Genomic DNA, 16,359 nt, shown 5'->3' with positions numbered 1-16,359 from the left:
ATAACAAAGATATGGTAAATATAAGTATAAGACAGATCATTGCAGGATTCAGTTTGATGATTCTTCTGACAGTAAATTACGGGTGTAGCAACGAAAATGCACACGACATCCCTACAAACCCAGAGACTCCCGAAGTCCCATGGAATGGATGGACTATACATACCACCAAGAATGGTTTCAAACTGTCGGATACAGAAAGTTATCCAGATGAATTTACAGAAGGAGATAAAATAGGAATTTTTGCACTGACAACAGAAGATGGAAGTATCATTGAAGAATGCAAGAATTTGCCATTAACTTATAGGAACGGAATATGGGAAGGCAACCTACCCTTTATAGAAAACACCACTTACTTTGCGTATTACCCATATTCAAAAGAATTCGATGAAATTATCTCCACCGAAGAGATTACACAACGAATTTCCGATAAACTATTGCAAACTAAAAATCAGAGCGAAAGTTTCTATACATTGGATTTGATGACCGCTTATTCACCTGCTCCGGTTTCCGACCAAGAAAAAACTCTTACACTTGACTTTGGTCACCTATTCAGTCTGTTTAGAGCCGAAGTGCCTATGCAAAAATGCAGTACTACTCAGGCGGAAAGTGGAACATACGAATACTATATAGCCGCCAATGAAACTCATTTTTCATTAAATGGTGACGACATCATTCCTTGCAACATATACAATAACACATATGGCTACCTCTTACCTCCGAACCAGACTTTCGATATAGAAATGGAAGTAAAAATAGGAGAACAAATATTGAGACATAGCGAAACAGGAGTCAATTTGGAAACAGGTTATTGCAAAGTTCTAACTATTGAAGATAAAAATCCAGAAGAAGCTATTCCCAGAGACTTGCAAATAGGAGACTTTTATATGAGCAACGGTTCTATTATCCCTACAGGTACGGTCTTAAACAAAGGACTAAAACAAAGTTGTATTGGAATTGTATATAAGGTTGGGCCGCATGAAAAAGATGCTTCAGATTATTCCCAACCTTTAACCAATGGAGACAATGTGCCCTGCATTGGTCAGACGAAATGCCATGCTTATGTAATAGCCACAAGCAATGCAGGAGATGACACTTTGTACCAGTGGGGAGAAGAAGGATTCAGTATAGGCACCTCTGCAGAAGGAAATACTCAAAACAATGACAACACAGACTGGAGTGGTTATAAGTATTCTCAGATAATAAAAGCTCAATCTAGTGAAGGGAACTTCAAAAATAGTTTTCCGGCTGCCTATCAAGCAATTGTAGAATATCAGAACAGTCACCCAGCTCCTTTAAAAAGTAGCGGCTGGTTTCTTCCTGCTATCGGTCAACTACGCAATGCTGTTTTTTCTCAAAAAGAAATTATAAATACCTCTACTATAGAAACAGCAACATTGAGTAATAATGATTATTTTTGGTCTTCTTCTGAATCTGAAAAGAAACCACAAGATATTGTATTAGGTGTAGGAGCTGGATACGATTATATCAACTCTTATTTTAAAGAAGTAAAAAGTTGTTATGTACGTCCGGTACTTGCTTTCTGATTTTTGATAAAATTACTTGCTTTTTTCCTCCTTTCTTCTTAACTTACACGAAAGATAATGAAGAAAGGAGGTTATTTTATGAATAATAGTCCCGTATTTTACCAACTACCTCCAGAACTGATTGCGGGCATACAGACAAAAATTGACTCGTTTAATCAAGGGAGAACGGTTCAAAATGGGAAATACGCTATCAGTACTGCCACGCCGTACCGCCCATATTATGCCCTTTGGAGACTCTTTTCCGACAACTCCACACCGCTTTTTATCCGTACTCTGGCCATGACTTTCGATGTTGCAGCCGAAAGAGCTTTCACCTTATTACAAAACTGCAATGTCAAAGTAGAAATAGTAGATAATTCTTATTTTGAAGCTTATTATGGTCTGACAGACGACCTGATGCCTTTCGGAAAATACCGGGGAAAACGACTGGCTGAAATCTATTATATAGACCCTTCCTACGTACTTTGGCTAGCCAATAAATTCGAGGTTTCCACAAAACGGTATGAGCGTATTGTGGAACTCGCCAAGCAATTTTCTACCGTCCACTTTGAACTGACTGCACAAAAACGAAAAATCTCATCCGTCAGTCGCTTTGTGGGGCAAATAGGAGAAACCCTTAGGGAACAATACCTCACTGTTCTCAATGTACGCTTACAAGTAGACCGGTATAAGCCTGATTTCTATGTAGACCAGCAAGTATTGGCTGCCGACCGCGACGGAAACCGATTTACCCTACTGATAAAGGCAAAAGGGAAAAGTATGTCTCCTGAAATACTGAGTTGCTATACTCGCAAAATTTCCATACAGGAAGTTCTCCATCTGGCCTCAGCCAAAATTATGTCGCACTACGAAAGCCGGGGAGTACAATACACACGGTTGGGATATGTAAAACTGGCAAATCAGAAATAGAGAGGACTGCGAATTAACAGAAGTCTTTCCGTATATATACACGGACTCTTAGCACTCATTACCTGTAATGAGTGCAGTTTTTGCCCGTAAGTATTACAATACTTTCAAGGAAAAACTCCAGTACTTACTTGAAAGGACTGGCAAAAATAATAATACCTCCATAGCAGGCTCCTTGTTTTATTTTCATTCTTAATCAGAACCGCGAGTAGAAACCATGTGTCCATCGAAACAACTCTAGTTGTATCGCTACCTTGCTTTTTTAAAACGAGATTGACGGATATTCTAAAAATTATTTGTATCTTTGCCATAAATTTTCGCGACATATGAAAATTAAGGAAGTAATTAGTGCCCTTGAGATGTTCGCGCCTCTGCCTTTGCAAGACGGATTTGATAATGCCGGACTGCAAGTTGGATTGACAGACGTGGAAGCTACAGGGGCATTGTTGTGTCTGGACGTAACCGAAGCGATAGTAGACGAAGCCATTGCATTGGGATACAATCTGATTGTATCGCATCATCCGCTTATTTTCAAAGGCTACAAGTCGCTGACAGGGAAAGATTATGTAGAACGCTGCGTGATGAAAGCAATCAAGCACGACATCGTGATTTTTTCCATGCATACCAATCTGGATAATGCTCCACAGGGAGTAAACTATAAAATAGCCGAGAAACTGGGTTTACGCCATGCATCCATACTCGAAGCTAAAGAAAACGCCTTACTTAAACTGGTCACTTTTGTTCCGACAGAACGGGCTGGAGAAGTACGGGAAGCATTGTTTGCAGCCGGCTGTGGATGTATAGGAAACTACGACAAATGCAGCTACAACATAGAAGGAAAGGGAACTTTCCGTGCAGGAGAGGAAACAAATCCTTATTGTGGAGCGATAGGAGAGTTGCACGAAGAAAATGAGACAAGAATTGAAACTATTCTGCCGGCTTTTCTAAAGCAATCTGTAACCCGGGCATTAATCGGCGCGCATCCGTATGAAGAACCGGCATACGATTTCTACCCACTGGCTAACCAATGGACACAAACCGGGGCTGGAGTGATAGGCGAACTTCCGGAAGAAATCAATGAAGGTGATTTTCTCCAACAAGTAAAGCAGATATTTGGAGCAGGATGCGTAAAGCATTCCCGACTTACAGGCCGGCCTATCCGGAAGGTAGCTTTATGCGGAGGAGCAGGAGCATTCCTTTTGCCTAACGCAGTTTCTGCTCAGGCAGATGTATTTATTACCGGAGAAGTGAAATATCACGATTATTTCAACTACGAAGGAAGAATATTAATTGCAGAAATAGGGCATTACGAGAGTGAACAGTATACCACGGAAATATTCCAGAATCTCCTTAAAGAGTATTTCCCAAGCCTCAACACTCAGATAACCCATATAAATACGAATCCTATTAAATATTTATAAGAACTATGGCTAAAGAAGCAAAAAAAGATTCTACAGAATTGAGCGTGGAAGAAAAACTGAAAACATTGTACCAGTTGCAAACCATGCTGTCGGAAATCGACAAGATTAAAACTTTAAGAGGTGAACTTCCTCTCGAAGTGCAAGACCTTGAAGACGAAGTAACCGGCTTGAGAACACGTATTGAAAAAATCAAAGGTGAGATAGAAGATCTGAAATCGAATGTTGCTGGAAAGAAAATCGAAATCGAAACAGCCAAAACTTCTATCGAAAAATACAAAGCTCAACAAGACAACGTACGTAACAACCGCGAGTACGATGTATTGACTAAGGAAATTGAATTCCAGTCATTGGAAGTAGAATTGTGCGAAAAACGTATCAAGGAATATACTGCTTCTATCGCAGCAAAAGAAGAGGAAATTGTAAAAAGTACTCATGCTTTGGAAGAACGCCAGAAAGACCTGGAAGTGAAGAAAAACGAACTGGACGAAATTATCTCTGAAACCAAACAGGAAGAAGAAAAGTTGAGAGAAAAAACCAAAAACCTCGAAACTACTATCGAACCTCGTTTGCTTCAGGCATTCAAACGTATCCGTAAGAACTCACGCAACGGTTTGGGTATCACTTATGTACAGCGTGATGCTTGTGGAGGTTGCTTCAACAAGATTCCGCCTCAGAAACAGATGGATATCCGTATGCGTAAGAAAATTATTGTTTGCGAATACTGCGGACGTATCATGATCGACCCGGAATTGGCAGGAGTAGTGACAGAAAAGCACTTGGATACCAAGATTAAATAAAAGCATTTTATCTCTTCCTTATATTCCGCAATACACATAAAAAGGCATTTACCTTTTCCGTGTATTGCGGATTTTTTTATTCTATAACATATCGTATGGAGGAATATCCGGCAAAAACGCATACGTGCCATCCATATAGTTCACTTTACAGCAATAATGACGAAGCCCGTTGCTCACAATCAGGTATTCTACCTTCAATACGATATTATAACGGGTAATCTGATCGAATACAGCCTGCGTAATCTCCACCGAAGGTGCTTTATATTCCACAATCATCCGCGCATTCAGATTGCGCCCGTAGAGCACCGTATCACACCGTTTTTTCGTCCCGTTTAAGCAGATCTGTACCTCATTGGCCAATAATCCCTTGGGATAACCTTTCTGCTCTAACAGGAAATGAATAAAGTGCTGACGCACCCATTCTTCAGGTGTCAAGGCTACATACTTCTTGCGTAAATCATCAAAAATATAGTTTTTACCTGTCTTTGTGATAACTTTATGAGAATAGTGTGGTAAATTTAATGGCAACATTTCGTACATTTGCATATATAGGTCATACATTTCTTACAAAAGTAGTGAAAGGCGGGTGTAGCGGCAAACGAAAAGCAATGTTTTTCAAGTTTGACCATACCGAATCGCTTTCTATTTTACTCTAAAAAACAAAAACATTATGAAAACAAAAGAAGAAATTGTAGCAAACTGGCTACCCCGATACACCAAACGGAACTTAGAGGATTTTGGTGAATATATTCTGCTGACCAACTTCAACAATTATGTCGAAATTTTTGCCGAAAAGTTTAATGTACCGATCTTAGGACGTGACGCCAATATGATTTCTGCCCATGCCGAAGGAATCACCATAATCAACTTCGGAATGGGAAGCCCCAATGCGGCAATTATCATGGATTTACTAAGTGCTATCAAGCCTAAAGCATGCCTGTTCCTGGGAAAATGCGGAGGAATAGACAAGAAGAACCAGATAGGCGACCTGATTCTGCCGATTGCAGCCATCCGGGGAGAAGGTACATCGAACGATTATTATCCCCCTGAAGTACCGGCCCTTCCGGCATTTATGCTACAGCGTGCCGTTTCATCAGCTATCCGTGACCATTCCCGCGACTATTGGACCGGAACTGTGTATACCACCAACCGACGTATCTGGGAGCATGATGATGACTTCAAGAAGTATCTTCTCAAAACACGTGCCATGGCCGTAGATATGGAAACTGCAACGCTTTTTACAACAGGATTTGCGAATCATATCCCTACAGGGGCTCTGCTCTTGGTATCCGACCAACCCATGATACCGGAAGGAGTAAAGACAGACAAAAGCGATTCTATGGTTACACGCCGTTTTGTGCATGAACATGTAGAAATAGGTATCGCTGCCTTACGCATGATTATCGATGAAAAGAAAACAGTAAAACACTTGAAGTTTGATTGGTAAATGGCTAAAGAAGTTACTTACGAAGAGATTGTCCGCAACTTAAAAAATGAAGTCTATTCTCCCATCTATTTTCTGATGGGAGAAGAAGATTATTACATCGACCGTATATCCGATTACCTCGTAAATCATGCGCTCACAGAGACTGAAAAGGAGTTTAATCTGACTGTTCTGTATGGAGCAGACACAGACATTGCAACGGTTATCAATGCAGCCAAACGTTACCCCATGATGTCTAAATACCAGGTAGTGGTAGTAAAAGAGGCTCAGCATTTACGTAATATAGAAGAGCTGACTTACTATCTCCAGAAACCTTTAGCGTCAACTATTCTGGTCTTTTGCTACAAGCATGGAGCATTAGACAGAAGAAAAAAAATTACAGCCGAAATAGAAAAAGCCGGAGTACTCTTTGAATCGAAGAAACTAAAGGAAGCTCAGCTGCCAGGCTTTATTTCTTCCTATCTGAAAAGAAAACAGGTAGAAATAGAGCCGAAGGCATCCGAAATGATGGCTGAATTTGTAGGAGCAGACTTAAATAGAATGGCGGGAGAATTGGAAAAATTAATTATCACTCTTCCGGCCGGACAAAAGCGTATTACCCCTGAGCTGATTGAACGAAACATTGGCATAAGTAAAGACTACAACAACTTCGAATTACGGAATGCTTTAATAGCAAAGGACGTCTTAAAAGCGAATCTGATAGTAAAATATTTTGAAGAAAATCCCAAGAATAATCCATTGCAGGTGACCTTGGCTGTTTTATTTAATTTCTTTGCAAATCTTATGCTCGCTTACTATGCACCGGAAAAAACAGATCAGGGAATCGCAGCTCAACTTGGCCTTCGTTCACCCTGGCAATCCAAAGATTATATGATAGCAATGCAAAAATACAGCGGAGTTAAAGTAATGCAGATTATTGGGGCAATCCGCGAATGCGATGCTAAATCCAAAGGCATAGGCAATCCTTCTACGCCCGATGGAGAACTGCTACGAAGTCTGGTCTATATGATCTTGCACTAACTCCTAAAGTTGCTTCCAGCAGACATCGAAAAGAAACTAAAAAAAGAAGCTTTATAAAGCTTTTCATATCCACTAGACACTGTTATCGATCTGCAATTTTAACAGCTAAAATAAACAAAAGAAAGACTCTTTTAATCTTCCTTTTTGTACAATAAGTCCTATACAAAGATCCCTCTTTCCTTTTAATCGGAAAGGGGGATTTTTACATAAGACAAACATCAGAAACATAACACTTCCCATCTCATATTTCTTGTCTTTGCATGATAGAATCCTCTCTCTCTACGCTATTGCAAATCCATCATGTATAATAGCCTTTAAAAACTCTTTTAAAATTCATAGAACGGAAATACAAAAGGAAATACACTAATTTTTTATAATATTTATAGATACCCCAATATCATATAGGCAAATATTTCATCATTTACATTACACAATAAAATATTTAAAGGCGAATTGCAGAAATTTAGGCAGGAATTTCATAAGTAGAACTAACTATATGTATCATATAGACCATCAAAAATACGGCAAATTTACTCACAACTTGATTACGCCACACAAAAACGGCCGTTTTATGAGGTTTTCCGATCTTATAGTTCACACATCCTCTTACATGCATTTTCAATTTTATATAGGGTATATCTTCGTAAACGAAAAGAGCATGGACATACAATACTAAAGTAGACATAGGATATAAAACTGCTAATCCTTTCACCTCACAATACAAATGTAATACACATTAATCAATATTACATTTGTAATGATATACAAATATAGTATTATGCTATACAAACGTATATATAATTGTATATTTCTTTATTATTTCACAATAATAGAGTAGGGGATACCTTTTTATATACATGTATATTTGTATTACTTTATTATTGTACATGTATATTTATTCCATGACGCATAACTATATTTATATTCTATGAACCAATATCTTACAAAAATAAAGTAAAGCTTATATACACGAATTAACATTTATTATGTCTGTATTTATACTATAAAATAGAAATTAAACCCAGTCAATTATTAATACATCTATATGCCAAATTGTTAATGTAAATCATTAAAGTTTATTCCAATATATAGCCTTCTCTGTTTACATATATAAATTACACTTGTTAATATGAAGTTTACATTACTAAATTACAACTTTATTTAATTTTATAAACGTATAATTTGCAATATTAAAATCTATCAATTACTTTTGTATATCGAAATTCTTCTAATTCCATTTGTAAATGAAAGACCGTATCGCTCAAATAATGCAAAAAGAAGGACTAAGTAACGTTGAATTTGCAGAAAAGATTGGCATTTCAACTTCTTCTTTATCACATATATTCAACGGGCGCAATAAGCCGAGTTTGGAAGTAGTAATGCGTATACATAAGGCATATCCACATATAAACCTCAATTGGCTGCTTTATGGAGAGGGTCCGATGACGGAAGAATCGCAAGAAGAAAAACCAGAGGCTATTAGCGGAATAGATTTCATGTGGGATAACACCTCAGAAAAGCCCGAAATTGCGGCCAATCCATCAGACGCTTCCGATTTTGGGCAAAAAAACGGGGGTAACAACCCCATTTATCCCACTAAAGAGATTGTACGTGAGGAAATTAAGTATATTGAAAAGCCACATCCAAAAATTACAGAAATCAGGATTTTCTTCGATAACGGAACGTACGAAGTCTTCAAGCCTGATAAATAAGAAAAAGACAGCTGAAAAACGTGACCTGTATCGCAAGCTAACGATACAAGTCACGAAAGGAAACGATACTTGTATCGATAGCTCACGATACAAGTATCGTTTTTGTTTTCTCTATATGTATTTAGGGTAAATTCGCTATCTTTGCAAGTAAAACGAACTTACCCTAATTTTTTATGAAAAAATACATCTTAGATTTAACGGTTACAGAGAACATACGTTTGCATGCCAACTATGTCCTCATTAAATTAACCCAGTCAGATCCATTGCCCGAAATGTTGCCGGGACAATTTGCTGAAATCCGTATAGACGGCTCTAACACTACCTTCTTACGCCGTCCTATTTCCATCAACTACGTAGACCGTCGTACTAATGAAGTTTGGTTCCTCGTACAATTGGTTGGCGATGGTACCCGTAAATTAGCAACTGTAAAACAAGGTGATACTGTAAATGTTGTTTTGCCTTTAGGAAACGGATTCTCAATGCCAGAAACACCAGAAAAGAAAGTCTTACTGATTGGAGGCGGTGTAGGCACAGCTCCTATGTTATATTTAGGAGAGGCCCTTCTTAAAATGGGCTGCAAACCAACTTTCTTGTTAGGTGCCCGTTCCAAAAATGACCTGTTACAATTGGATGAATTTGCTGCATTTGGTGACGTATACACCACTACCGAAGATGGGAGTATGGGAGAAAAAGGATACGTCACTCAGCATAGTGTACTGGCAAACAACAAGTTTGATATGATTTACACTTGTGGACCAAAACCTATGATGATGGCCGTTGCCAAGTATGCCAAATCCAACGATATTGAATGTGAAGTATCTTTGGAAAACACTATGGCATGTGGCGTAGGTGCTTGCCTTTGCTGTGTAGAAAAAACAGATGAAGGACACGTGTGTGTATGTAAAGAAGGTCCGGTATTTAATATAAAGAAACTATTATGGCAGATTTAAGCGTAAACATCGGTAATTTGAAAATGTCGAACCCGGTCATGACTGCATCGGGTACATTTGGATATGGACTTGAGTTCCAGGATTTTGTAGACTTGGAAAAAATTGGAGGTATCATTGTAAAAGGTACTACCTTACACCACCGTGAAGGAAATCCGTATCCTCGTATGGCAGAAACCCCAATGGGAATGCTCAATGCGGTAGGATTACAGAACAAAGGTGTACATTATTTCGTAGATCACATCTACCCGCAAATCAAAGATATCAAGACTAACATGATTGTCAATGTATCGGGATCTCAGGTAGAAGATTATGCTGAAACTGCACGTATCATCAACGAGCTGGAAAATATACCGGCTATTGAATTAAACATCTCATGCCCGAACGTTAAGCAAGGTGGTATGGCCTTCGGAGTAACAGCTCATGGAGCTGCAGAAGTAGTCAGTGCTGTACGAAAAGTATACAATAAGACCCTCATTGTAAAACTGTCTCCCAACGTTACTGATATTACCGAAATTGCCCGTGCTGCAGAAGGCGCCGGAGCAGATAGCGTATCGCTTATCAATACACTTTTGGGTATGGCTATTGATGCAGAAAAACGCAAGCCTATTCTTTCTACCGTTACCGGTGGTATGAGTGGAGCCGCTGTGAAACCTATTGCTTTACGAATGGTATGGCAGGTAGCAAAAGCAGTGAAAATTCCAGTTGTCGGTTTGGGAGGTATCATGAATTGGAAAGATGCAGTAGAATTCCTTTTGGCTGGTGCATCGGCTATTCAGATTGGTACAGCTAACTTTATCGATCCGGCTATCACAGTAAAGGTAGCAGAAGGTATCGATGATTACCTGAACCGTCATGGATATTCATCAGTACGCGACATTATCGGAGCATTAGAAGTATAAGAAAATATTTTACAATATTTGCTTTATAAAAGAATAAGCTCTGCATCCGCTTTTATGACAGGATGCAGAGCTTACTTTTTATGGCCAAAAGAAGAAAGCTCTGCATCTTCATTTTGACAACCTCTTATTTTTGTAAAGATTATTTCCCTTCCAGCAAGTCCGGACGCAAACGCTGTGTACGCTCTAAGGATTGCTGAAATTCCCACTCACGTATTTTTGCTTCATGACCGGATAAAAGAATATCAGGCACTTTCCAGCCATTGTACTCCGCCGGACGGGTATAGACTGGAGGAGCCAGTAAATTATCCTGAAAAGAATCAGACAAAGCCGACTGCTCATCGGATATTACACCCGGGATAATACGTACAATCGAATCGGCAATCACAGCAGCTGCCAGTTCTCCTCCCGTGAGCACGTAATCGCCAATACTGATTTCTTTCGTAATAAAATGTTCGCGGATACGATAATCAATTCCTTTGAAATGCCCGCAGAGAATTATCAGATTCTGAGTCATCGATAACGTGTTTGCCATCTTCTGATTAAACTGCTCTCCATCGGGAGTAGTAAAAATCACCTCATCGTAATGACGCTCTGCCTTCAATGCCGAAATACATCGGTCGATAGGCTCTATCTTCATCACCATACCTGCACATCCGCCAAAGGGATAATCATCTACTTTCCGATAGCGGTCGTAAGCATAATCACGCAAATTGTGAATATGAATTTCGGCAATACCTTTCTTCTGCGCCCGGCTCATGATAGAATAATTGAAAAAACCTTCTATCATTTCCGGCAAAACCGTTATAATATCTATTCTCATAATGTCTTGTTATTTTTTGCAAAAGTAAGAATATTCCGGCGTACCCACATCTCCCCAAACTACATTTTTGCTATTTTTGCACGAAACATCATTCAAAAACATCATGACTGAAATAGAAAGAATAGACCAACTACGCGAAGAGTTGCATCTTCATAACTACAATTACTATGTTTTGAACGCCCCGGAAATTTCAGATATCGAATTCGATAAACTGATGCGAGAGCTACAGGATCTGGAAGCCAAACATCCGGAGCATTCCGATGAGAACTCTCCGAGCATGCGCGTAGGAAGTGATATCAATAAAAATTTCACCCAGGTGGAGCACAAGTATCCGATGTTATCATTGGGAAATACATATTCGGAAGCCGAAGTAACCGACTTTTATGAACGGGTCAGCAAATCTTTGAATGAAGAATTTGAAATCTGTTGCGAAATGAAATTCGACGGGACTTCTATTTCTTTAACCTATGAAAACGGAAAGTTGGTACGTGCCGTAACACGTGGTGATGGAGTGAAAGGAGACGATGTCACAGACAACGTTAAAACCATCCGCAGCATCCCTTTGGTATTACATGGTAATGATTATCCTCAAAACTTTGAAATACGCGGTGAAATTCTGATGCCATGGGATGTATTCGAGAAATTAAACCGCGAACGTGAAGCACGTGAAGAACCGCTTTTTGCCAATCCTCGCAATGCTGCATCGGGTACTTTAAAATCTCAAAACTCTGCAGTAGTGGCTAGCCGGCAATTGGATGCTTATCTTTACTATCTGTTAGGCGAGAATCTGCCTTGTGACGGACATTATGAAAACCTTCAAAAAGCGGCCGAATGGGGATTTAAAATATCTCATATCACTCGTAAAGTACGGACTTTGGATGAGGTCTTCGAATTTATCAAATACTGGGATATAGAACGAAAGAATTTACCTGTTGCAACCGACGGTATTGTCTTAAAGGTAAACTCTCTGCGTCAACAACGGAATTTGGGATATACAGCCAAATCGCCCCGATGGGCTATTGCCTACAAGTTTCAGGCCGAACAGGCTCTTACAAAACTCATCAAGGTAACGTATCAGGTAGGACGTACAGGTGCTATCACACCAGTAGCTAACCTTGAGCCTGTACAACTCTCAGGAACTGTAGTGCGCCGGGCTTCTTTGCACAATGCAGATATTATTGCTTCGCTAGACTTACATGTAGGCGATATGGTATATGTAGAAAAAGGAGGAGAGATCATCCCTAAGATTACAGGGGTAGATGCAGCTTCACGCAAACCTGATAGTGAAAAGATAACTTTCATTACTCACTGTCCGGAATGTGGAAGCAAATTGGTACGTTATGAAGACGAAGCAGCTCATTATTGTACAAACGAAACGGCTTGCCCTCCACAAATCAAAGGGAAAATAGAGCATTTCATCAGTCGCAAAGCGATGAATATAGAAGGACTTGGACCGGAAACTGTAGACCTGTTTTACCAGGAAGGAATGATACACAATGTAGCTGACCTTTATCATCTGCAGGCTACAGATATCTGCCGATTGGAAAGAATGGGCGAAAAATCAGCAGAAAACATTATACAAGGTATCTTACGTTCAAAGGAAGTACCTTTCGAAAGAGTTTTGTTTGCTCTTGGCATTCGCTTTGTAGGCGAAACTGTAGCAAAGAAAATTGCCAAAGCCTTCCGGTCTATTGATGCATTGATGTCTGCAACTCTTGACGACTTAATTCATGTGGATGAAATAGGAGAAAAGATAGCCCAAAGTATCTTGCTATATTTTACAAATGAGAAGAATCGTGCTTTGATCGAACGCCTTCGCGAAGCTGGTCTGAAACTGGAAGCTGATGAAACAGACTATTCAGGCTACACAGATAAGCTACAAGGTAAATCTATAGTTATCAGTGGAGTTTTTGCTCATCATTCACGTGATGAATACAAAGAGATGATTGAAAAACATGGAGGAAAAAATGTTGGAAGCATTTCCAAGAAAACTAGTTTCGTGTTGGCGGGAGAGAATATGGGTCCCAGTAAGCTAGAAAAAGCTCAGAAATTAGGCATAACAATTCTCAATGAAGATGAATTTTTAGCCATGATTAACTAAAAGCAGGCTTTTTAAAAGCAAAAAGATAATAAAAATAATAATTCAATAGAAAATATTCGTATTTTTGCATTTTGTACAAGAGTTTATAATTCATTTATGATACGAAGAAGACTTAGCGGAATGGGAGTAGCTCTGATAACTCCTTTCAATGAAGACGGAAGTGTAGACTACGACGCACTTATCAGATTAGTAGAATATCAAGTTCAAAACGGCATAGACTTTCTCTGCGTATTGGGAACTACAGCCGAAACCCCGACACTTACCGCTGATGAGAAAAAGAAAATAAAGCAGGTCATTATTGAACGCGTTAATGGGCGTGTACCTATTTTATTAGGTATCGGAAGTAATTGTACGCAAACTGTAGTAGACACATTGAAAAACGATGATTTTACAGGGGTAGATGCAGTTTTGGTTTCTGTACCTTATTATAATAAGCCCTCACAAGAAGGTATTTACCAGCATTATAAAGCGATTGCAGAAGCGACCCAATTACCGATCGTGCTTTATAATGTACCAGGTCGTACAGGGGTAAACATGACAGCTGCTACAACCCTTCGCCTTGCACGTGATTTTCAAAACATTGTAGCAATTAAGGAGGCTTCTGGAGACATTACACAAATGGATGATATCATTAAGAACAAACCTGAAAATTTTGATGTTATCTCTGGTGATGATGGTATTACCTTCCCATTAATCACATTGGGAGCTGTAGGAGTAATCTCAGTTATCGGAAATGCTTTTCCACGCGAATTCAGCCGTATGACACGTTTAGCTTTAGCTGGTGATTATGCGAATGCCCTAACTATTCACCATAAATTTACAGAGCTGTTTAAGCTTTTATTCGTTGATGGTAATCCTGCCGGAGTAAAAGCCATGCTAAACATGATGGGAATGATTAAGAACCGTCTTCGTTTACCATTAGTTCCTACACGAATTACAACTTTCGAAGAAATGCGTAGAATTTTGGATGAACTAAAAATCAAATGCTAAAGCAATTCACTTTTAATATAAGAAAGCCAGAATTTTTTCTGAAATTCTGGCTTTCTTATTTATTTGGAAATTTCCGTTCACTTCATTTTTAATCTTAATTTTCTTTTGAAAAGGGAAGATATTAATGGAAATACTGATAACAATAATTAAACATAATACCAATTATAACTTAATATTATTGAGACATAAATGTAAAAATAAAAACAGGACTCGAAATGTAACTCTATTTTCTTCTATTTGCAGATCATCAAGTTTAATTTCCATCTACATTCATATAGTTTGCCAAATATCCATCTGGTATCATTACATTTATTACCCAATAATTGATGCTACATTAATATTCACAAAAGCACCACCAGTAATAAACAAAAATATCCCTTTTAAAAGGTTATAGGAAGCAAATTACCGTCACCTATAACCTCTAAAAGGGATATTTATATTATTGCTACTCTCATAATGAGATAGCTTTAATTCATATTAATAACCTAATTCTTTTTCCAAAGCATCGTATTCTGCTTTATTCAACTTCCAATAGATATTCAACAAGAACTGACCCCATAATTGTTTGTTATCCGGTTTCAATTCTTTTGCTTTTTCATAGAAAGGTTTAGCTTTTTCGTACAATTCCTTAATTTTAGCTTCATTTGTAGCATATTTAGGATCATCCATAGACAGTTTAGAATTTTCTTCTACGATAACCTGTGCTGGGAAGAAATAACAATCTCCAATCTTAGAATAAGCTTCTGCCTTATAATCACTTTCCTGAGCAATTATTTCATTAAATGTTTTGATAGCAGCTTCATAATCCTGTTTTGTATACTGCAGTACACCTTTTACATACAAGAAATATGGGCTTGGATTTTTAGCAAGAATTGCGTCAATCTGAGTCAAACCTTCATCTACTTTATTCTTCTGAATATAGTAATCCATCAAGTTTGCTACGAAATATTCCTGAGTTGGGAATTTTTCTACACCTTCTTTGATTGTAGCCAACCACTGTACTGAATCAGCAGCTTCTTCACTCTTATACAACTCAGCCAAAGCCCACAATGCTCTGAAACCTTCTTCCTTGTGCTCTTTACCTACAGCTGCATATTTGATTACTGCATCTTTATCCTTGATTGAGTAAGCAGCATATGTAGCGTATGCAGCATAGAAAGGAACTAAAGTATCATTTTTTACGGCATCTTCTGTTTCGAAAATAGGATTCTTAGAAGTGTCAATATACAATCCCAAGATTTTCACTGCATTAGCATAATCGCCATTATTCAAAGCAGTACCACCCAATACATACATATTTTCACGTACGCTAGGATCGGCCAAAACCTTTATAATTTTCTTTCTCAATTTAGGTTTCTTTTGTTCACCGCTTTTTACTTTAGCCTGCTCAATTTCATCACACTTCAAATAGTATTCGTACATTTTAGCAATACTATTTCCCAATTTCAATGTATCTACTGGGCTGTCGCTTGGCAAACCATTTCTCAAGAAATACAATTTTTGATTTTCTCCATCATAAATAGATTTCTGAAAATCACCAGCCAACTTCCAAGTTTCTGGATCATTAGCAGTAGATGGATCAACCAAAGCTGGTTCCAAAATTTCAGCTGCTTTTACGGGGTCACTCTTTGCAGATTTCGCTTCCTTCACAACGCTTTCCTGAGCGTTGGCTGCATATACAGAAAACAATAAAGCAGCTGCACTTAATAATACTTTTTTCATAATTGTGTTTTTAATTTAGTAATACAATTTTTC

The 16,359-nt window shown here is 38.5% G+C and carries 14 protein-coding genes; 11 read left to right on the top strand and 3 right to left on the bottom strand.

The window, feature by feature from the left end; all coding sequences use genetic code 11:
* Nucleotides 1–11: 11 nt before the first annotated feature.
* From WKU26_RS06345 to WKU26_RS06330, 4 genes are all read left to right on the top strand, one after another.
* Nucleotides 12–1,544 (top strand): fimbrillin family protein, encoded by a 1,533-nt coding sequence (locus WKU26_RS06345; protein ID WP_340321317.1) that lies wholly within the window; start codon nt 12–14, stop codon nt 1,542–1,544.
* 78 nt (nt 1,545–1,622) lie between these two features.
* Nucleotides 1,623–2,453 carry an exodeoxyribonuclease X C-terminal domain-containing protein gene (locus WKU26_RS06340; RefSeq protein WP_340321316.1) on the top strand — a complete coding sequence of 277 codons (831 nt, stop codon included), beginning with the start codon at nt 1,623–1,625 and terminating at the stop codon, nt 2,451–2,453.
* 323 nt (nt 2,454–2,776) lie between these two features.
* On the top strand, nt 2,777–3,871 hold the full coding sequence (locus WKU26_RS06335; protein ID WP_340321315.1) for a Nif3-like dinuclear metal center hexameric protein: 1,095 nt from the start codon (nt 2,777–2,779) through the stop codon (nt 3,869–3,871).
* A 5-nt stretch (nt 3,872–3,876) separates the two neighbouring features.
* Nucleotides 3,877–4,668, top strand: a complete 792-nt coding sequence (locus WKU26_RS06330; RefSeq protein ID WP_340321314.1) for a zinc ribbon domain-containing protein — start codon at nt 3,877–3,879, stop codon at nt 4,666–4,668.
* Between the two features lie 81 nt (nt 4,669–4,749).
* Here the strand turns inward: WKU26_RS06330 and WKU26_RS06325 are convergent, their stop codons facing one another.
* Entirely contained in the window at nt 4,750–5,199 is a 450-nt protein-coding gene (locus WKU26_RS06325) for a type I restriction enzyme HsdR N-terminal domain-containing protein (protein WP_178266830.1), read from the bottom strand.
* A 139-nt stretch (nt 5,200–5,338) separates the two neighbouring features.
* On the opposite strand from WKU26_RS06325, the gene WKU26_RS06320 reads away from it, so the two are divergent.
* The 5 genes from WKU26_RS06320 to WKU26_RS06300 all read left to right on the top strand — a co-directional run bounded on the left by WKU26_RS06320 (nt 5,339) and on the right by WKU26_RS06300 (nt 10,693).
* Nucleotides 5,339–6,115 (top strand): AMP nucleosidase, encoded by a 777-nt coding sequence (locus WKU26_RS06320; protein ID WP_178266829.1) that lies wholly within the window; start codon nt 5,339–5,341, stop codon nt 6,113–6,115.
* Nucleotides 6,116–7,132, top strand: a complete 1,017-nt coding sequence (holA, locus tag WKU26_RS06315) for a DNA polymerase III subunit delta (protein ID WP_340321313.1) — start codon at nt 6,116–6,118, stop codon at nt 7,130–7,132.
* 1,244 nt (nt 7,133–8,376) lie between these two features.
* The gene (locus tag WKU26_RS06310) at nt 8,377–8,844 is read left to right on the top strand and encodes a helix-turn-helix domain-containing protein (protein ID WP_338158263.1); all 468 of its coding nucleotides are present in this window, start codon (nt 8,377–8,379) and stop codon (nt 8,842–8,844) included.
* Nucleotides 8,845–9,017: 173 nt separating this feature from the next.
* Complete coding sequence (locus WKU26_RS06305; RefSeq protein WP_178266826.1) at nt 9,018–9,794, top strand: dihydroorotate dehydrogenase electron transfer subunit; 777 nt, start codon at nt 9,018–9,020, stop codon at nt 9,792–9,794.
* On the top strand, nt 9,782–10,693 hold the full coding sequence (locus WKU26_RS06300) for a dihydroorotate dehydrogenase (RefSeq protein ID WP_340321312.1): 912 nt from the start codon (nt 9,782–9,784) through the stop codon (nt 10,691–10,693). Before WKU26_RS06305 ends, WKU26_RS06300 begins: the two co-directional genes overlap by 13 nt.
* 139 nt (nt 10,694–10,832) lie before the next feature.
* Here the strand turns inward: WKU26_RS06300 and trmD are convergent, their stop codons facing one another.
* Nucleotides 10,833–11,513 (bottom strand): tRNA (guanosine(37)-N1)-methyltransferase TrmD, encoded by a 681-nt coding sequence (gene trmD / locus WKU26_RS06295; protein WP_178266824.1) that lies wholly within the window; start codon nt 11,511–11,513, stop codon nt 10,833–10,835.
* A gap of 103 nt (nt 11,514–11,616) precedes the next feature.
* Between trmD and ligA the strand changes: the two genes are divergently transcribed.
* Nucleotides 11,617–13,614, top strand: coding sequence for an NAD-dependent DNA ligase LigA (gene ligA / locus WKU26_RS06290; RefSeq protein WP_340321311.1), 1,998 nt, complete (start codon nt 11,617–11,619; stop codon nt 13,612–13,614).
* Nucleotides 13,615–13,710: 96 nt separating this feature from the next.
* Nucleotides 13,711–14,604, top strand: a complete 894-nt coding sequence (gene dapA / locus WKU26_RS06285; protein WP_340321310.1) for a 4-hydroxy-tetrahydrodipicolinate synthase — start codon at nt 13,711–13,713, stop codon at nt 14,602–14,604.
* 477 nt (nt 14,605–15,081) lie between these two features.
* On the opposite strand, the gene WKU26_RS06280 is transcribed toward dapA, so the two are convergent.
* Nucleotides 15,082–16,326, bottom strand: coding sequence for a tetratricopeptide repeat protein (locus WKU26_RS06280; RefSeq protein ID WP_340321309.1), 1,245 nt, complete (start codon nt 16,324–16,326; stop codon nt 15,082–15,084).
* Between the last annotated feature and the right edge of the window lie 33 nt (nt 16,327–16,359).

The organism is Phocaeicola sp. HCN-40430 (assembly GCF_037890285.1).
In the GTDB taxonomy this organism is placed as follows: Bacteria; Bacteroidota; Bacteroidia; order Bacteroidales; family Bacteroidaceae; genus Phocaeicola; species Phocaeicola acetigenes.
The sequence above is the reverse complement of the archived record's forward strand: the minus strand, read 5'-3'. Positions and strand labels throughout refer to the sequence as shown.